Here is a 17,121-nt window from a genome sequence, read left to right on the forward strand (position 1 = left end):
AACCACGTCCGGGCCGCATGAACGGCCATCGGAACTGGTCCATGATCCGGGGCAGAGGCGCCCCATGACCATCGACAAAGCCATGCCCGTTCCGCCGCTGGACCCTTCGGCGGCCGAACCCTACTACCGTCAGATCTACGACCGCTTGCGCAACGCCATGGCCAGCGGCCTGCTGAAGCCGGGCGACCGCATACCTGCCGCGCGTGCGCTGGCGAAGGAGCTGGGCCTGGCGCGCGGCACGGTGGAGGTTGCCTATTCGCTCCTGGCCGCCGAGGGCTACACCGAGGCGCGTGGTCAGGCCGGGACCATCGTGACGCCGGGGCTGAGGCTGCGCATGCCGGTCGTGCGGCCCGCGTCCATGCCCGACGCCGGCGCGTCCGCCGTCAGCTTCCGGCCCGATTCGATCCTCCCGTTCCAGATGGGCCTGCCCGCGCTCGACGCCTTTCCCCGAAAGATCTGGGCGCGGCTCGGCGCGCGATGCATCCGCGCGATGCAGCCGGCCGACATGACGCATCCGCCGGTCTACGGCTCGCCGATGCTGCGCGCCGAGATCGCGGCCTACCTGCAGGTGTCGCGCGGCATCAGCTGCACACCCTCGCAGGTGTTCGTGACCTCGGGCTACCGGCACTCGATGGAACTGATCGGCCTCACGCTGCTGAAGGCGGGCGACCGCGTCTGGCTCGAGAACCCTGGCTATCCACCCACGCGCGAACTGCTGCGGCGCATGCAGATCGACGCGGTCGCGGTTCCCGTGGACGGCGAGGGCATGGTCGTCGCCGAAGGCCTCCGCCTGGCGCCGAAGGCACGCGCGGCGGTGGTCACGCCGGCGCACCAGAGCCCGCTGTGCGTGTCGCTGTCGCTGCCCCGGCGCGCGGCGCTGCTGGACTGGGCCACGCGCAACAAGGCGTGGATCGTCGAGGACGACTACGACGGCGAGTACCGCTATGCGAGCCGTCCGCTGCCCGCGCTGAAGAGCCTCGACCGCGACGGGCGCGTGCTCTACGCGGGCACCTTCAGCAAGGTGCTGTTCCCGAGCATCCGGCTGGCCTACCTCGTGGTGCCGCCTGCACAGGTCGAACGCTTCGAGGACGTCATCCATGCCTTCGCGGGCGGCAGCCCCGAACTCACGCAGTCGATCGTCACGGCGTTCATCGCCGAAGGCCACTTCGCGCGCCACATCCAGCGGATGCGCAGGCTCTACGCCGAGCGGCGCGATGCGACCAAGGCGGGGCTCGAGAGCGCGCTCGGCAGGCGTGTGCGCATCGATCCGCAGCCCGGCGGCATGCACCTGGTGCTGCGGCTGCAGGGGCGCCAGTCCGATCGCCGGCTGGTCGCGCGCATGCGGCAAGAGGGCTTGTACGCGGAGGCGCTGGCCGACTGGGGCATGGACGGCGGCAGCGGCAAGGAACGCAAAAGCGGCCCGGCCATTCTTCTCAACTTCACCAACGTCGAGACGCAGGCCATGGCCGAGAAGCTCGGCCGGCGCATCGCCCGGCTGCTCTAGAAGCGTGGCGAAGCCGCGGCATGGACCAGTAGCAAAGCACATTCTTGGCCCTTCCTGGCTGGTCCAAGACGCGAGACGATGAGGTCCTTTGCAACCACTGCCTTCAAGGACATCACATGAGCTCTCGCATCGACTACGCCAAGGTTTCGCCGGACGGCTACAAGGCTTTCGGAGGTGTGTACATGACCCTCCAGAAAAGCGGCCTGCCCAAGGAGTTGGTCGATATCGTCTACCTGCGCATCTCGCAGATCAACGGCTGCGCCTACTGCATCGACATGCATTCGCGCGACCTGCTCAAGGGCGGGCTCGCGGTCGACAAGCTGGTGCTGGTGCCGGTGTGGCACGAAGCCGGCGAGGTCTTCAGCCGCCGCGAACGCGCCGCGCTCGCCTGGGCCGAGACCGTCACGCGCGTCTCGGAAACCGGCGTGCCCGACGCCGACTACGAAGCCGCCATCGCCGAGTTCGGCGACAAGGAACTCGCCGATCTCACCTACGCCATCGGCCTGATGAACGCCTTCAACCGCCTCGGCATCTCGTTCCGCGCCACCCCGGCCGCGGCCGCCGCCGCAGTGACGCAGGGCTGAGCGGCGTCCACCGCACATGGCATGGACACTGCTCGGCGTGGCAGGCATCCTCGAGATTGCCTTCGCCTTCGCCATGAAATCGTCCGAGGGTTTCACGCGCTGGGTTCCGGCGCTGTTCACCGTTGCCAGCGGCATGTCGAGCGTGGTGCTGCTGTCGCTTGCGATGCGCACGGTGCCGATGGGCACGGGCTACGCGGTGTGGACCGGCATCGGCGCCGCGGGCACGGCCATCGTGGGCATGGTGGTGCTGGGCGACTCCGCGGCACCGCTGCGGCTGCTGTGCATCGCGCTGATACTGGGCGGCGTGATCGGCCTGAAGCTGGTCTCGGGCGACTGAGCCGGTGACGGTGACGGCTACGGTGCCAGCCTCAAGCCTGCAGTGCCCGCCCGATCTCCAGCGCCGAACCGAAGGCCAGCGTGAAGCCGAGCGCGCCATGGCCCGTGTTGAACAGCATGTTCCGCGGCGCGCTCTCCAGCCGGCCGACGATCGGCAGGCCCTTCGGCGTGGCGGGCCGCATGCCGGTCCATGGATGCAGTTCCTCCAGCCGGCTTGCATGCGGGAACACCGCGCGCGTGGCGGCCGCCAGCGTCTCGATGCGCGTGGCCGGAATGCTCGCGTCGTGTCCCACCAGTTCGGCCATGCCCGCCACGCGCAGGCGCGAGCCGATGCGCGCGAACACCACCTTGCGCGCGCTGTCCGTCACGTTCACTCGCGGCGCTGCGCCGTGCGCAGGTTCGACCTCGACCGTGATGCTGTAGCCCTTGAGCGGGTAGACCGGCAGGTAAGTACCCAGTGCGCGGCCGAGCTTGTGCGAGGCCGTGCCGAGCGCCATCACGAACGCGTCGGCCTCCACCTCGCCTTCGCCGGTTCGCACGGCCGCGACCCGGTTGTCGCTGCGCGCGAAGCCCCGGACCTCGGCGCCGAGCATGAAGCGCACGCCACGGGCGCTCAGCGCGCGCATGAGTTCCGCGCACACCTTGAGGCAATCGGCCGCGCATTCGCTCGGCGTGTATACGGCGCCGGCCATCTGGCCGCGGTAGCTCGAGAGCGCCGGCTCGATGGCGATGCATTCGTCGGGCGTCACCAGGCGCTGCTCGCTGCCCATGGTGCGCTGCAGCTCGAGCTGGGCGCGCGCGCCGTCGAGCGACGCCGAACTGGCATAGAGCACCAGCTTGCCGGTGGCGGAGAAGTCGCAGTCAGGCGCGATGTCGGCGCGCATCGCCTCGAACCCGGTGCGGCTCGAGGCGGCCAGTGCGAGCAGTCTTGCGGTGGTGTCGCGCGATGTCCGCGCATTGCATGCCGCGAGAAACTCCATGCCCCAGCGCCACTGCAGCGGATCGAGCTGCGGCCGCAGCTTCAGCGGCGACGTGGGAGACAGCAGCAGCTTCGGCAGCTGCTTCCAGATCGATGGGTCGGCCAGCGGCTGCACGTACGAATAGCTCAACTGCGCGCCATTGCCCCCGCTGGCGCCCGCGCCGGGAGCGGCGCGGTCGATCACCGTGACCTGGTGGCCCTGGCGTTCGAGCTGCCAGGCGGTCGCCAGGCCCACGATGCCGGCGCCGAGCACACACACATGCATGGACAACTTTCGGGAGATTGGGAACTGAAGCGACGACTGTAGGTGCGCATGGCGCCGTCCGGAAATGCCAAAACGAATCCCGCCCATAACCTTTGGGCATGGGTCCGGTTTCAATTGGAATTGTTGCTGTGCGCCGCTCGTTCCTACACTGGCGGCCTGTTCAATCCAACCGAATGAGGGCTCGAATGAAACACTCCGTCTTGATGGCTTCCCTGGCAGCCGCGGTGCTCGTCACCGCGCCCGCCGCGCAGGCTGCCGATACGCTGGCGAAGATCGCCGAGTCCGGCAAGATCACGCTGTCGTACCGCGAGTCGTCCGTGCCCTTCAGCTACCTCGACGGCCCCAACAAGCCGATCGGGTTCTCGGTGGAGCTTTCCAACGCCGTGGTCGCCGCGGTGAAGAAAAAGCTGAACAAGCCCAACCTGCAGGTGTCGCTGATGCCGGTCACGTCGCAGAACCGCGTGCCGCTGGTCAGCAACGGCACGGTCGACCTGGAATGCGGCTCGACCACCAACAACACCGCGCGCGGCAAGGACGTGGCCTTCGCGATCAACCACTTCTACACCGGCACGCGGCTGCTGGTGAAGAAGTCGTCGAAGATCAAGGACTACGCGGACCTCGCGAAGAAGACCGTGGCCAGCACCACCGGAACCACCAACGTGCTGGTCATGCGCAAGTACAACACCGAGAAGAATCTCGGCATGGACATCGTGCTCGGCAAGGACCACGCCGACTCGTTCCTGCTGGTGGAAAGCGATCGCGCCGTTGCCTTCGCGATGGACGACATCCTGCTGTTCGGCCTGATCGCCAACTCCAAGAATCCGGCCGACTACGAAGTGGTCGGCGAGTCGCTGCAGGTCGAACCCTACGCATGCATGCTGCCCAAGGACGACCCGGCCTTCAAGAAGCTGGTGGACGACACCTTCTCGGACATGATGAAGAGCGGCGAATTCGAGAAGCTCTACAACAAGTGGTTCATGCAGCCGATCCCGCCGAAGAACACGCCGCTGAACCTGCCGATGAGCGAGCAGCTCAAGGAGAATCTCAAGGCGCTGAGCGACAAACCGGCGACCTGAGCTCGCCCCCAGGCTGCGCGCACTTCGTGTCGCTTCGCCTACCCCCTACCGGGGGCAACACCGGAGGCCCGGCAGAGCCGGTTCCTCGGTGGTCTTGGCTCGCCCCCAGGCTTCGCGCACTTCGTGTCGCTTCGCCTACCCCTACCGGGGGCAACACCAGAGGCCCGGCAAAGCCGGTTCCTCGGTGTTCTGGGCTCGCCCCCCAGGCTGCGCGCACTTCGTGTCGCTTCGCCTACCCCCTACCGGGGGCAACACCAGAGGCCCGGCAAAGCCGGTTCCTCGGTGTTTCTGGAATCGGCGCCGGGGTGCTCGGCGCTTGGTGTCGTTTGTTTTTTGAAGAGAAAGATGATGGTTTGATGGGCTCGACGAACGTTGTTGGTATTTTGGGGGGCATGGGCCCCGCGGCGGGTGCGGATTTCGTCCGGCTCTTCGTGCAGGCCTGCGCGCAGGAGTTGCGCGCACGCGGCGAGCCGGTGCATGACCAGGCTTTTCCCGAGCACTGGCTCGCGCAGGTGCCGGTGCCGGACCGCACCAGGGCGCTGGGGTCGACCGAGCAGGGCGCGCACCAGCCGCTCGAACCGATGCTGCAGGCGCTGGGCCGGCTGGCGGCGGTCGGCAGCCGTGCAGTGGCCATCGCGTGCAACACGGCGCATGCCTGGCACGGGCGCCTGCAGGAGCGCTTTCCCCAAGTCGAGCTGCTTCACATGGCGCGCGAGACCGCGCAGCACCTGTCAGCGCAGGGCGCGCGCGGCGTGGCGCTGATGGCCACCGAGGGCACGTACCGGGTGCGCCTCTACGAGGAAGCGCTGGCCGAGGCCGGCCTGGCTTGCCACATCCCGTCCGACACGGAGCGCCTCGCCATCACGCGCGGCATCTTCGAGGGCGTGAAGGCCGACAACATGGTGCTGGCCGAGCAGTGCTTTTCCGAGGTGGCACTGCGGCTCGCCGAGCGCCATGGCCCTGTCACGATCATCATGGGCTGCACCGAAGTGCCGCTGGGCCTGCAAGGCTCGGCTGCCGTGGCCGGACTGGACCTCGTCGATCCGGCGCAGGTGCTGGCAACGGCGCTGGCCCGCCGCGCCTACAGGGCATCGTGAATGCGGGGGGCGGCACCTGTGGCCGACCCCACTGGATTTCGGGACATAGGGGGCGTGTGCTGATTTGGCCTACATTGCGGCGTGCGTTTTTTCGCCACGCCCCCTGTTCGACGAATCAACTGGAGCCCTCTTCATGTCACTTGACGACCGCCGTTCCGACTTCAATTCGCTGCGCCCCGGCGACAGCACCGAGCAGGGCGCCACGCGCCGCACTGCGCTGAAGGCCGCCATCGGCGTGGGCTATGCCGCAGCCGTGATGCCGGTGGTCGCGCAGACCGCCATCGTCACCTCGGCCGAGGGCCTGAAGGCCGGGCCGATCAAGTACACCGTCAATGGCTTCGAGGTCCCGGCCTATGCGGCCGCGCCCGCGGGCAAGACCGGCCTGCCGGTGATCCTGGTGATCCAGGAGATCTTCGGCGTGCATGAATACATTGCCGACACCTGCCGCCGCTTCGCGAAGCTCGGCTACCTCGCCATCGCGCCGGAGCTCTATGCGCGCCAGGGCGACCCGCGCGGCTACACCGACATTCCGAAACTGCAGGCCGACATCGTCAGCAAGGTGCCCGACGCGCAGGTCATGGCCGACCTCGACGGCGCGCTGGCCTATGCCAAGGCCAACGGTGGCGACACCAGCAAGGCCGGCATCACCGGTTTCTGCTGGGGCGGGCGCATCGTGTGGCTGTACGCGGCCACCGGCAAGGTCAAGGCGGGCGTGGCCTGGTACGGCCGGCTGGTCGGCACGGCCAGCGAGCTGACCCCGAAGCATCCGGTCGATGTGGCCGCCGGCCTGCAGGCGCCGGTGCTCGGCCTGTACGGTGGAAAAGACCAGGGCATCCCCCTTGACACGGTTGATAAGATGAAAGCTGCTCTGGCCAATGGGACTCCCGCGGCCAAGGCATCGAGCTTCGTCGTGTACCCCGAAGCAGGCCATGCATTCCACGCCGACTACCGCCCCAGCTACGTCAAGAGCGCGGCGGACGACGGCTGGCAACGCGCCACGGCCTGGTTCAAAGCCAATGGCGTCGCCTGATCGCGGCGCCCTGTAGCCGCACCCCCGCCGAAGGCCGTCGTATGACGGCCTTTTCTCTTTTTATGAACGGGCAACGGCCCTGAAACCGTCGATACGGCCGTCCCTCTTGCGCAAGCAGCTATGAATTTGATAGTCATCATTGCGGCAACCCTGGTTGCCGGCATCGGAAGCGTCTGGCTCGCGGCCCTCCTGCTGAAGGTCGGCGTGCGCAGCGGCTCGGGCGGCGTGAATCCACAGCACCTCTTGAGCCTGGCCGCCGGCGCGCTGCTGGCCACCGCGTTCATGCACCTGCTGCCCGAGGCCTTCGAAAGCCGCATCGAGCCGGCGCTGCTGTTCGCGGTGCTGCTGTTCGGACTGGTGTTCTTCTTCCTGCTCGACAAGGCCGAGCTGTGGCACCACGGCCATGAGCACCACCATGGCGGCGAGAAGAGCGCGCATGGCCACCACGGCCACGATCACGATCACGATCACGATCACGGGCACGCCCATGCCCATGACCACGCGCACGACCACGGCCCGCGCACCGGCGGCTGGGCTGTGCTCACCGGCGACAGCGTGCACTGCTTCGGCGACGGCATCCTGATCGCCTCGGCTTTCACCGCCGACCTGCGGCTGGGCCTGGTGGCCGCGCTCGCGGTGCTGGCGCACGAGATTCCGCACCACATCGGCGACCTCGTGGTGCTGCGCCAGAGCTCGCCGAACCAGCGCGCGGCGCTGGTGAAGGTGTCGCTTGCCGGCACCATGACCGCACTGGGCGGCATCGTGGGCTGGTGGCTGGTCGACCAGCTGCACAGCTGGCTGCCTTACTTCCTGGTGCTGGCCGGCAGCAGCTTCGTCTACGTCGCGCTGGCCGACCTGATCCCGCAACTGCAGAAGCGCCTGCCGGCCCGGCAGACCGCTGCACAGATCCTGTGGCTGGCCGCAGGCATCGTGCTGGTCACGCTGGTGAGCCGGCTCGCCCACGGCGAACACGGGCACGACCATGGCCACGAAGGCGCCGCGCACGGCGAACACGCGCACGACCATGACCACGACAACCCCGGGCACGGCGAGTCCGGCCACGTGCACAAGGACTGACACGGTCCGGCGCAACCTGCGCGCCCTGCGGGAAACTTTCCGACACCGACGCTGCGCCCCGGATGAACCGGAATGGCCGAAACAGGCGCACCATAGGGGGCCTGTCAGAAATCAGCCGAGGAACCGATCATGAACGACATCGACGCCACCGCAAGTTCCGCTTCGTCCGCCGAGGACGAAGAGGACAACACGCCCGCCGATGATTTCGAGGAGCCGGACAGCGACGTGTCCGACGACCTGTCCGAGGAAACGGGCATCGACCTGACCGATGCGAGCGAGCTCGACGCCGACAACGTGCCGGCCGACGAAGAGTTCGACCGCGTCATGAACGCCCCGGACTGAGAGCCGCGCGGCACGCCGGGGGTCCCGGCCTTCATTGCTCCCTGGCGCCGGCGCGGAACTCATCGATCCCTGCCGGTTGCGTTCGCCGGCGCAATGCCGCAAGCGCTACCGCCTGGGTTTCAGGCCGGTTCGCGCCGCGTGATCACCTGCCCGTTGCGCGCTCCGCTGTGCACGCCATGGCGCCAGGTCACGGCGCCGTTCACGATCACCGCGTCGATGCCTTCGGCCGGCGCCATCGGCGTTTCGTAGTTCGCGGTGTCGCGCACCGTCGCGGCATCGAAGATCACCACGTCGGCATGGTGGCCCGGCTTCAGCGTGCCGCGTTCGTGCAAGCCGAAGTTGCGTGCCGTCAGGCCAGTCATCTTCCAGACTGCCGTCTCCAGCGGGAACAGGCCCACGTCGCGGCTGTAGTGGCCCAGCACGCGCGGAAAGGTGCCCCACAGCCGCGGATGCGGCTTGTCGCCGAGCGGGATGCCGTCGGAGCCGATCATGGTTTCGTCGAATGCAAGGATGCGCTGCACGTCGTCCTCGTCCATCATGAAATAGATCGCGCTGCCCGGCTGCAGTCGTTGCGCCGCTTCTTCGCCCGACACGCCCCATTCGGCCGCGATGTCCTTCAGGTCGCGCCCGGCGCATTCGGGATGCGGCACGCTCGACGCGATGAGCACGCGGCCTTCCATCATCCCGCGGTCGGTGCGGATCATGGTCGAGCCCGCGGTGTACGGGTAGCAGTCGAGGCCGATGCACTGGTGCTTCATCGCCTCCTGGATGAAGGGCAGCGTCACCTTGGTCTTGCCGAAGTTCTGCGTGTTCTGCACCTTGTGGTGCGACACCACCACAGGAATGCCGAGCGCGCGCCCGATCTCGAAGGTCTCCTCGAGCGACTCCATCACGCGGTCGCTCTCGTCGCGCATGTGCGTGACGTACAGCGCCTTGCGCGCGGCCAGCGGCCGACCCACCTCGATGATCTCCTCGGTGGTGGCCTTCACCGCCGGCGGATAGAAGGTGCCGGTCGACATGCCGATGGCGCCGGCCTGCATCGCTTCCTCGACCAGCGCCTGCATGGCCGCGATCTCGATGTCCGTGGCGGGGCGGTCGAGGTCGGCCATGACCACCGCGCGCAGGGTCGAGTGGCCGACCATCGCGGCCACGTTCACCGACGACGGCGTGGCGCGCAGCGCGTCGAGGTACGCCGCGAAGCTCGTGAACCGGCCTTCCGACGGCGAGTCGAGCAGGCTCAGCGGCATCGGCAGATCCATGTCGGCGCGCAACGGTGCGGCGCTGATGCCGCAGTTGCCGGCCACCACCGTGGTCACGCCCTGTGAGACCTTGAAGGGCATCTGCGCCTGCGACAGCACGGCCTGGTCGTCGTGCGTGTGCGAATCGATGAAGCCGGGCGCGACGATGCGGCCGGTGGCGTCGAGCGTCTGTGTCGCCGTGTGGCCCGAGAGGTTGCCGATGGCGGCGATGCGCCCGTCGACGATGCCGACGTCGGCATCGAAGCGCGGCGCCTTGGTGCCGTCGATCACGGTGCCGCCGCGGATCAGCAGGTCGTAGTGGGGTGTCTTTTCGGTCATCGGTGAGGTTCTTTCAACGGAAGTGACAGGCGACCCAGTGGCTGCTGTTGCCGCTGCCACTGGAAGGCGTAGGACGTTCGGTGAGCGCCGGTGCCTGTTCCTTGCACACTGCCTGTGCCAGCGGGCAACGCGTGTGGAAGCGGCAGCCCGAAGGCGGGTTCGCGGGGCTCGGCGGATCGCCCTGCAGCAGCATGCGGCGCGCGGGCGTGCGCGGGTTGGGCACCGGCACGGCCGACAGCAGGATCTCGGTGTACGGATGCAGCGGTGCGCTGAACAGCGTGTCGCGGTCGGCCACCTCCACGATGTGGCCGAGGTACATCACCGCCACGCGGTGGCTGATGTGACGCACCACCGCGAGGTCGTGTGCCACGAAGAGATACGCGATGCCGAACTCGGCCTGCAGGTCCATCAGCAGGTTGACCACCTGCGCCTGCACCGACACGTCGAGCGCGGACACCGGCTCGTCGCACACGATGAGCTTGGGGTTCAGCGCCAGCGCGCGCGCAATGCCCAGGCGCTGCCGCTGGCCGCCCGAGAACTCGTGCGGAAATTTCTTCGCGGCTTCCGGCCGCAGGCCGACGCGCGAGAACAGCCACTGCACGCGCTCGCGCCGCTCGGCCGCAGCGCCCATGCCGAAGTTGCGCAGCGGCTCGGCCACGATGTCGCCGGCAGTGAGGCGCGGGTTCAGCGAGGCATAGGGGTCCTGGAAGATGATCTGCAGGTCGCGCCGGCGCATGCGCATCTCTTCGGCCGTGAGCGACAGCAGCTCCTCGCCCTCGAGCTGCACCGAGCCCGCGCTGGGCTCGACGAGGCGCAGCACCGACTTGGCCGTGGTCGTCTTGCCGCAGCCCGACTCGCCGACGAGCGACAGTGTCTCGCCGCGCGCCACGGAGAACGAAACGCCGTCGACCGCCTGGATCGCCGGCTTCGTCCTGGACAGCCAGCGCTTGGGTGCGGTGTAGTGCTTGCGCAGGTTGCGCACCTGCAGCAGGGGCGTTGCAGCGGTCGTCGTCATGCGGCCACCTCCTCGGCGCTGGCAGGTTGTTCCCAGTGTTCCTCGACCGCAAAGCAGGCCACCACATGGTCGCTGCCTTGCTGCACGAGCTGCGGCGTCGCGGTGCGGCAGCGTTCGCGCGCATGGCTGCAGCGCGCCGCGAAGGCGCAGCCGCGGCCCAGCTCGTGTGCGGCCGGCACCAGCCCCGGAATCTCGGTGAGCCGCGTGCTCGCCGTGTTCATCGCAGGCATCGAAGCCATGAGGGCGCGCGTGTAGGGATGCAGCGGTCGGTCGAACAGATCGATCACGTCGGCTTCCTCCACCTTCCTGCCGGCATACATCACCACCACGCGGTCGCAGCTCTCGGCCACCACGCCGAGGTCGTGCGTGATCATCACCACGCCCATGCCCAACTCCTTCTGCAGCCGCTTGATGAGATCGAGGATCTGCGCCTGGATGGTCACGTCCAGCGCCGTGGTCGGCTCGTCGGCGATCAGAACCTCGGGGTTGCAGGCCAGGGCCAGCGCGATCATCACGCGCTGGCGCATGCCGCCCGAGAGCTGGTGCGGATACTCGTTTACGCGGCGTTCGGGTTCGGGAATCTGCACCACGCGCAGCATCTCGACCGCGCGCTTCATCGCGTCGGCGCGGCTCGCCTTCTGGTGCAGCTGCACCGTCTCCGCGATCTGCCGCCCCACGGTGAGCACCGGGTTCAGCGAAGTCATCGGTTCCTGGAAGATCATCGAGATGCGGTTGCCGCGGATCTGCCGCATCTCGCGCTCGCTGAGCTTCATCAGGTCGGTGCCGCGCAGCCGCACGGACCCCATGTGGCGCCCCGGCGGCGTCGGCACCAGCCGCAGGATCGACAGCGCCGTCACGCTCTTACCGCAGCCCGATTCGCCGACCACGCCGAGCGTGCGGCCCGCGCGGACGGTGTAGGAGACACCGTCCACCGAGCGCACCACGCCGGCCAGCGTGTGGAAGTGGGTGCGCAGGTTGTCGACCTCGAGCAGGGGCTCGCCGGGGGCGAGCGCGGTGTGGGACATGTTGATCGTCATGGCGTTCTCGCGTCCTCAGGTTCTCACAGTTGCCGTGCCAGGCGCGGGTCGAGCGCATCGCGCAGGCCGTCGCCCAGCAGGTTGATGGCCAGCACCGTGGCCGCGAGCAGCAGGCCCGGATACAGGATGATGTGGAACGCGACCGCGACGAAGTTGCGGCCCTCGGCCATCATGTTGCCCCAGCTCGGCGTTTGCGAAGGCACGCCCACGCCGAGGAACGAAAGCGCGGCCTCGGTCAGCACCGCGGCGGCCGCCACGAAGGTGGCCTGCACCACCAGCGGCGCCACGATGTTGGGCAGCACGTGGCGCACCAGGATCACCGGCAGCCGCGTGCCCACGGCGTGCGCCGCTTCGACGAACAGCTGCTCGCGCAGCGTGAGCGCGAGCGAACGCACCAGCCGCACCACGCGCGGTATCTCGGGCACCGTGATGGCGATGATCACGGTCGTCAGGCTGGCGCGCGTCACGGCCATCAGCGCGATGGCCAGCAGGATGCCGGGGATGGCCATGAGGCCGTCCATCACCCGCATGATCGGGCCGTCGGCCCAGCGCACGAAACCTGAGACCAGCCCGAGCGCGATGCCCGAGAGCGTCGCCAGCACCGCGACCGCGGCGCCCACGATCATCGACACGCGGCCGCCCCATACGGCGCGGCTGAACACGTCGCGCCCCAGCGCGTCGGTGCCGAACCAGTGCTCGGCCGACGGCATCTGCATGCGCGCGAGGGGGTCAATGTCCTGCGGATCGTGCGTGGCGATCCACGGCGCGGCAATGGACAGCACCGCCACCGCGACCAGCAGCAGCGCGCCGACGATCAGCGTCGGGTGCTTGCGCACCCAGCGCCAGCGCGGCGGCACGAAAGGTGCCTCGTCGTCTGCCGCGGCGATGGAGGGGGCGGGCGCGGGGCGGTCGCTCATCGGAAGTACCGTGGACATGATTCGGTGGCTGTTGTGTGATCGGTTCGAAAGACGCCGCGGAACCGGCCTTGCCGGGCTGCCGGTATCGCCCCCTGCAAGAGGGTTGGCGAAGCGACACGGAATGCGCTGGGGCTCGAGGTCATCTAGTAGGTGATTCGCGGGTCGAAGAGCCGGTAGCTCAGGTCGATCAGCAGGTTGATCAGCACGTACACACCCGCCGACAGCAGCAGAACGCTCTGGATCACCGGATAGTCGTGGCGTTGCACCGAGTCGATCACCAGCCGGCCCACGCCCGGTATGGCGAACACCGTCTCGGTCACCACCACGCCGCCGATCAGCAGCGCGATGCCCGCGCCCACGGTGGTGGCGATGGGGATGGCCGCGTTGCGCAGCGCGTGCGCGAGCACCGGCAGCACGCCCAGGCCCTTGGCGCGTGCCGTGCGGATGTAGTCCTCGTGCAGCACCTCGAGAACGGTGGCGCGCGTCATGCGCGTGATCAGCGCGATGTACACCAGCGCCAGGTTCACGCAGGGCAGCACCAGCGAACGCAGCCATGCGCCCGCGCCCTCGGCGAAGTGCACGTAGCCCTGCACCGGAAACCACGGCAACTGGATCGCGAAGCTGTAGACCAGCAGGTAGCCCACGAGGAACACCGGCACCGAGAACGCAAGCACCGCGAACAGCATCACCAGCCGGTCGATCCAGCTGCCCGCGCGGTAGGCGGCGAGCGTGCCCAGCGGCACCGACACCACGAGGGTGATGAGCATGGTGAGCACCGCGATCGACACCGTCGGCTCCAGCCGCTGCCCCAGCAGTTGCGCCACCGGCACCTGCGTGAAGATCGAGGTGCCGAGGTCGCCGGTGAACAGCTTGCCGACCCACAGCGCGAACTGCTGCCACAGCGGCAGGTTCAGCCCGAGTGCGGCGCGAAGCTTCTCGATGTCTTCCGTCGTCGCAAGGTCGCCCGCGATGAGCGCGGCCGGGTCGCCCGGCGAGAGATGGATCAGCAGGAACACCACCACGGCCACCACGGCCATGACCGGCAGCGTGGAGAGGAAGCGTCGAACGATGTAGCCCATGGGCATGCCCTCGAGGGTTTGGCTGGCTGTTGCTGGCTATGGCTGGTTGAGTGGCTGACTGAGCTGGCTCGTGGCGCCGGCTACCGGTCGAGCATCCAGACCGTCGGCATGCCGGCCCACAGCTTGTCCAGGCCCTTCAGGTTGGCGCGTGCGGCGAACGCGGCCGAGTACTGGCCCGCATTGATGTACGGCACCGCCTCGTAGGCGCGGCGCTGGAAGGCGTCGAGCAGTTCGCGGCGCTTGGCCGGCACGGTTTCCTTCAGCCAGGCGGTGCGCAACTCGTCGAGCGGCTTGTCGCACGGCCAGCCGGGCAGGGTGTTGCCGCAGGCCGCGCCCAGGTAGGCATTGGCGATGGGCGAGTTGACGTCGAACTCGCCGGCCACCGTGACGTACATGTTCCATCCGCCGGCGTCGCCCGCGTCCCGCTTCGCACGGCGCGCGCCGATGGAGGCCCAGTCCATGCTCTGCGCATCGACGTTCATGCCGATGCTCTTCATGGTCTGCGCGGCCATCAGGGCCTCGGCGTTGAGATAGGGCACGTCGCTCGGCACCATCAGCACCACCTTCTCTCCCTTGTAGCCGGAGGCCGCGAGCATCTGCTTGGCCTTGGCCACGTCGGGCTTGCGATAGGGGTCGGCGCCCGCCGCGGTGTCGTTGGGGCTGCCGCAGATGAAGTAGGTGGCGCAATAGGCCATGCGCATGTCCAGCGGGAAGCCCATGGCCGCCACGAAGCGCTCCTGGCTCACGGCCTGCAGCAGCGCCTGGCGCACCTTCGGGTTGTCGAAGGGCGGATGCAGCTGGTTCATGACCAGAAAGCCCTGGTAGGCGCCGCCCGATCCGATCTTCACGCCGGTGTCGGCGCGCAGCGGCGCGATGTAGTCGGGCGGCAGCTGCTCGATGATGTCCACCTCGCCGCGCTTGAGCGCCGACACCGCGCTGTTGGCGTCCGGCAGGTAGAGCCATTCGACGCGGTCGAAGTTGCTCTTCTTGCTGCCCGACAGACCGTTCGGCGGCTCGCTGCGCGCCACGTAGTTCGGGTTGCGCACGAACACCGCCTTGTTGCCGGGCACCCATTCGTCGCGCTTGAAGATGAACGGGCCGGAGCCGAGCACCTCGGGCAGCGGCGCGGTGGCCGGCATCTTGGCGAGCCGCTCGGGCAGGATCACCGGCGGGAAGCCCGAGGGCTTGGCCAGCGCGTCGAGCACCATGCCGAAGGGCTCGTTGAGCGTGAGCGCGATGGTGCGCGGGTCGGTCGCCTTCCATTCGGCGCCGCTGGCGGTCATGGCGCGACCCAGGCTGTCGCGCGCGGCCCAGCGCTGCAGCGAGGCCACGGCGTCGGCCGAGGTAACGGGGCTGCCGTCGGAGAACTTCAGGCCGGGGCGCAGCGTGAAGCTCCATTGCTTGCCGTCCTTCGAGGTGGTGTACTTCTCGACCATCTGCGGCTGCGGCTTGCCGCTCGCATCCTGCGCGAACAGCGTGTCGTAGACCATGTAGCCGAAGTTGCGCGAGATGTAGGCGGTGGTAAAGGTCGGGTCGAGGATCTTCAGGTCGGCATGCGCCACCACCTTCAGCGTCTTGGGCGAGGGCGTCTGCGCCAGCGCGGGGCCGCTCGCGGTGGAAAGCGCGAAGGTGGCCATGGCAGCGAGGGCGGCGAGCGTGCGTCGTTTCATCGTCGGTTCTCCGGTCGAGGTGGGCGAGGTAGGCGAAGGAAGGAAAAGCAAAGGAAGCGCTCAGGCCGCGGCGCCGATCGGCCACTTGGGCAGGCGCGCCTTCCTGTAGGGCAGGGTGTTGAGGTCGAGCGTCACCGCCCCCGGGGCACCGGCGTAGATCACGTGCTTCGCGACCTTGGAATACGACGCGTAGAAGTGCTGCGACGACTTCACCACGACGATCTTCTTCGCCGCGAGATCGCAGCCCAGCTGCGTGAAAAGGTCGGTGCCCATCGCCTGGTTGCGCAGCGTGATGAGCACGATCTCGATGCCGTCGGCCTCGACCAGCGCGCTGTCGCCCATCAGTGTCGGCGTGCCTGCCAGGCCGGTCATGACCAGGTCGTGCTTGAGCGCCTTCACCGTGCATTCGAGGTCGATCGGGTCGCCCGACAGCGGGCTGATCTTGCCGCCGATGCGCATCGGCAGCCGCGCACCCACGCCGGCGTCGAAGGCGATGCGCACCGCGATCGGGTCCCACATCGGGCCGACGGCGGCGTTGGAGATTCCGCGCTCGACCATGCGGCGCAGGATGAACGTCGAGTCGCTCGCCGCGCCGCCGCCGGGGTTGTCGGCGCCGTCGGACAGCACCACCGGGCCGCCGTCGAAGGCCAGGGCCTCGTCGAGCGACGCATCGATGTCCGGGTAGTTCACCGTGAGGCCGTCGCGCATGGCGATGACTTCGTCGGCGAGCTGGCGCGCGAGCGCATCGGCCTTGGCCTGATCGCCGTCGGTGTAGACCAGCACCTTGGTGCCCATCTCGGGCACGTCGCCCCACGAGAAGCCGTGCGTGAGCGACACCGACAGCACGCCGTTCTTTCCCTCGAGCGACTGCATGCGCTCGACGAAGCGGCGCGCAGGTTCGCGCGAGGTGTGCACCGTGACGATCATGTCGCAATCGACCACCGCGGCCACCGGCCTGATCTTGCCCTCGACCGTGGCGGCGCAGATGTCGACCAGCTCCAGCCCGCGTTCGAGCACGTCGGTGTGCGGATATTCCTTGAACGAGATCATCACGTCAGCGTTGTCGATCATCTCGGGCGTGAGGTGGTTGTGCGGATCGAGCTCCGCGCCGATCACCACCTCGGGCCCGACGATCTGCCGCACGCGTGCCAGCAGGTCGCCCTCGCAGTCGTCGTAGCCGTCGGCCACCATCGCGCCATGCAGGCCGAGCAGCACCATGTCGACCGGCAGCACCGCGCGCAGGTCGGCCAGCAGTTCGTCGCGCAGCGTCTCGTAGGCATGCCGCGTGGTGGTGCCGCTGGGTTGCGCGCCCGCCACCATGCCTTCGAACAGTGTCCATCCCTTGTCCGCGCCGCGCATGCGCGCCGCCCACAGCGGACCGGAGAACAGCGTCATGGCCTCCGGGTGCTTGCCGGCGGCGAAGTAGCCGCGGTCCTTGAACGAAGAGAGGCCGGTGGGCATCGGACCGAAGGTGTTGGTTTCGGTGGCGAGGGAGGCACTGAAGACGCGCATGGTTGTTCTCGTGGAGGTGGGTTT

General features: G+C 68.3%; 16 protein-coding genes. 8 read left to right on the top strand and 8 right to left on the bottom strand.

What is annotated here, in order from left to right:
* Nucleotides 1-64 precede the first annotated feature (64 nt).
* The 3 genes from AACL56_RS10900 to AACL56_RS10910 all read left to right on the top strand — a co-directional run bounded on the left by AACL56_RS10900 (nt 65) and on the right by AACL56_RS10910 (nt 2,425).
* Nucleotides 65-1,504 (top strand): PLP-dependent aminotransferase family protein, encoded by a 1,440-nt coding sequence (locus AACL56_RS10900; protein ID WP_339089851.1) that lies wholly within the window; start codon nt 65-67, stop codon nt 1,502-1,504.
* Between the two features lie 116 nt (nt 1,505-1,620).
* Nucleotides 1,621-2,088 (top strand): carboxymuconolactone decarboxylase family protein, encoded by a 468-nt coding sequence (locus tag AACL56_RS10905; protein ID WP_339089852.1) that lies wholly within the window; start codon nt 1,621-1,623, stop codon nt 2,086-2,088.
* A 16-nt stretch (nt 2,089-2,104) separates the two neighbouring features.
* Nucleotides 2,105-2,425, top strand: coding sequence for a DMT family transporter (locus tag AACL56_RS10910; RefSeq protein ID WP_339089853.1), 321 nt, complete (start codon nt 2,105-2,107; stop codon nt 2,423-2,425).
* Nucleotides 2,426-2,456: 31 nt separating this feature from the next.
* Here AACL56_RS10910 and AACL56_RS10915 read toward each other — a convergent pair whose 3' ends face one another.
* The gene (locus AACL56_RS10915; RefSeq protein WP_339092844.1) at nt 2,457-3,668 is read right to left on the bottom strand and encodes a D-amino acid dehydrogenase; all 1,212 of its coding nucleotides are present in this window, start codon (nt 3,666-3,668) and stop codon (nt 2,457-2,459) included.
* 185 nt (nt 3,669-3,853) lie between these two features.
* On the opposite strand from AACL56_RS10915, the gene AACL56_RS10920 reads away from it, so the two are divergent.
* From AACL56_RS10920 to AACL56_RS10940, 5 genes are all read left to right on the top strand, one after another.
* Nucleotides 3,854-4,744, top strand: a complete 891-nt coding sequence (locus AACL56_RS10920) for a transporter substrate-binding domain-containing protein (RefSeq protein ID WP_339089854.1) — start codon at nt 3,854-3,856, stop codon at nt 4,742-4,744.
* 356 nt (nt 4,745-5,100) lie between these two features.
* On the top strand, nt 5,101-5,841 hold the full coding sequence (locus AACL56_RS10925; protein WP_339089855.1) for an aspartate/glutamate racemase family protein: 741 nt from the start codon (nt 5,101-5,103) through the stop codon (nt 5,839-5,841).
* A gap of 133 nt (nt 5,842-5,974) precedes the next feature.
* Nucleotides 5,975-6,871, top strand: a complete 897-nt coding sequence (locus tag AACL56_RS10930) for a dienelactone hydrolase family protein (protein WP_339089856.1) — start codon at nt 5,975-5,977, stop codon at nt 6,869-6,871.
* A 120-nt stretch (nt 6,872-6,991) separates the two neighbouring features.
* Nucleotides 6,992-7,948: a ZIP family metal transporter gene (locus tag AACL56_RS10935; protein ID WP_339089857.1), complete on the top strand. Its 957-nt coding sequence runs from the start codon at nt 6,992-6,994 to the stop codon at nt 7,946-7,948.
* Between the two features lie 129 nt (nt 7,949-8,077).
* Nucleotides 8,078-8,290 (top strand): hypothetical protein, encoded by a 213-nt coding sequence (locus tag AACL56_RS10940; RefSeq protein WP_339089858.1) that lies wholly within the window; start codon nt 8,078-8,080, stop codon nt 8,288-8,290.
* Between the two features lie 119 nt (nt 8,291-8,409).
* Here AACL56_RS10940 and AACL56_RS10945 read toward each other — a convergent pair whose 3' ends face one another.
* The 7 genes from AACL56_RS10945 to AACL56_RS10975 all read right to left on the bottom strand — a co-directional run bounded on the left by AACL56_RS10945 (nt 8,410) and on the right by AACL56_RS10975 (nt 17,097).
* Nucleotides 8,410-9,867 (bottom strand): N-acyl-D-amino-acid deacylase family protein, encoded by a 1,458-nt coding sequence (locus AACL56_RS10945; protein ID WP_339089859.1) that lies wholly within the window; start codon nt 9,865-9,867, stop codon nt 8,410-8,412.
* 13 nt (nt 9,868-9,880) lie between these two features.
* Nucleotides 9,881-10,882, bottom strand: coding sequence for an ABC transporter ATP-binding protein (locus tag AACL56_RS10950; RefSeq protein WP_339089860.1), 1,002 nt, complete (start codon nt 10,880-10,882; stop codon nt 9,881-9,883).
* A complete protein-coding gene (locus AACL56_RS10955; protein WP_339089861.1) occupies nt 10,879-11,919 on the bottom strand; it encodes an ABC transporter ATP-binding protein in 1,041 nt (346 codons plus the stop codon). Before AACL56_RS10955 ends, AACL56_RS10950 begins: the two co-directional genes overlap by 4 nt.
* Nucleotides 11,920-11,942: 23 nt before the next feature.
* Nucleotides 11,943-12,836, bottom strand: coding sequence for an ABC transporter permease (locus AACL56_RS10960; RefSeq protein WP_425337057.1), 894 nt, complete (start codon nt 12,834-12,836; stop codon nt 11,943-11,945).
* Between the two features lie 143 nt (nt 12,837-12,979).
* The gene (locus AACL56_RS10965; RefSeq protein ID WP_339089863.1) at nt 12,980-13,915 is read right to left on the bottom strand and encodes an ABC transporter permease; all 936 of its coding nucleotides are present in this window, start codon (nt 13,913-13,915) and stop codon (nt 12,980-12,982) included.
* A gap of 80 nt (nt 13,916-13,995) precedes the next feature.
* Nucleotides 13,996-15,585: an ABC transporter substrate-binding protein gene (locus tag AACL56_RS10970; RefSeq protein ID WP_339089864.1), complete on the bottom strand. Its 1,590-nt coding sequence runs from the start codon at nt 15,583-15,585 to the stop codon at nt 13,996-13,998.
* A gap of 60 nt (nt 15,586-15,645) precedes the next feature.
* Nucleotides 15,646-17,097: a M81 family metallopeptidase gene (locus tag AACL56_RS10975; RefSeq protein WP_339089865.1), complete on the bottom strand. Its 1,452-nt coding sequence runs from the start codon at nt 17,095-17,097 to the stop codon at nt 15,646-15,648.
* Between the last annotated feature and the right edge of the window lie 24 nt (nt 17,098-17,121).

Source organism: Variovorax paradoxus (assembly GCF_902712855.1).
GTDB classification, from domain to species: domain Bacteria; phylum Pseudomonadota; class Gammaproteobacteria; order Burkholderiales; family Burkholderiaceae_C; genus Variovorax; species Variovorax paradoxus_Q.

Bases quoted from the DNA above. Each gene is read 5' to 3' on its own strand.
- AACL56_RS10900 (WP_339089851.1), top strand. From the start codon at position 65: ATGACCATCGACAAAGCCATGCCCGTTCCGCCGCTGGACCCTTCGGCG.
- AACL56_RS10905 (WP_339089852.1), top strand. From the start codon at position 1,621: ATGAGCTCTCGCATCGACTACGCCAAGGTTTCGCCGGACGGCTACAAG.
- AACL56_RS10910 (WP_339089853.1), top strand. From the start codon at position 2,105: ATGGCATGGACACTGCTCGGCGTGGCAGGCATCCTCGAGATTGCCTTC.
- AACL56_RS10915 (WP_339092844.1), bottom strand. From the start codon at position 3,668: ATGCATGTGTGTGTGCTCGGCGCCGGCATCGTGGGCCTGGCGACCGCC.
- AACL56_RS10920 (WP_339089854.1), top strand. From the start codon at position 3,854: ATGAAACACTCCGTCTTGATGGCTTCCCTGGCAGCCGCGGTGCTCGTC.
- AACL56_RS10925 (WP_339089855.1), top strand. From the start codon at position 5,101: ATGGGCTCGACGAACGTTGTTGGTATTTTGGGGGGCATGGGCCCCGCG.
- AACL56_RS10930 (WP_339089856.1), top strand. From the start codon at position 5,975: ATGTCACTTGACGACCGCCGTTCCGACTTCAATTCGCTGCGCCCCGGC.
- AACL56_RS10935 (WP_339089857.1), top strand. From the start codon at position 6,992: ATGAATTTGATAGTCATCATTGCGGCAACCCTGGTTGCCGGCATCGGA.
- AACL56_RS10940 (WP_339089858.1), top strand. From the start codon at position 8,078: ATGAACGACATCGACGCCACCGCAAGTTCCGCTTCGTCCGCCGAGGAC.
- AACL56_RS10945 (WP_339089859.1), bottom strand. From the start codon at position 9,867: ATGACCGAAAAGACACCCCACTACGACCTGCTGATCCGCGGCGGCACC.
- AACL56_RS10950 (WP_339089860.1), bottom strand. From the start codon at position 10,882: ATGACGACGACCGCTGCAACGCCCCTGCTGCAGGTGCGCAACCTGCGC.
- AACL56_RS10955 (WP_339089861.1), bottom strand. From the start codon at position 11,919: ATGACGATCAACATGTCCCACACCGCGCTCGCCCCCGGCGAGCCCCTG.
- AACL56_RS10960 (WP_425337057.1), bottom strand. From the start codon at position 12,836: ATGAGCGACCGCCCCGCGCCCGCCCCCTCCATCGCCGCGGCAGACGAC.
- AACL56_RS10965 (WP_339089863.1), bottom strand. From the start codon at position 13,915: ATGGGCTACATCGTTCGACGCTTCCTCTCCACGCTGCCGGTCATGGCC.
- AACL56_RS10970 (WP_339089864.1), bottom strand. From the start codon at position 15,585: ATGAAACGACGCACGCTCGCCGCCCTCGCTGCCATGGCCACCTTCGCG.
- AACL56_RS10975 (WP_339089865.1), bottom strand. From the start codon at position 17,097: ATGCGCGTCTTCAGTGCCTCCCTCGCCACCGAAACCAACACCTTCGGT.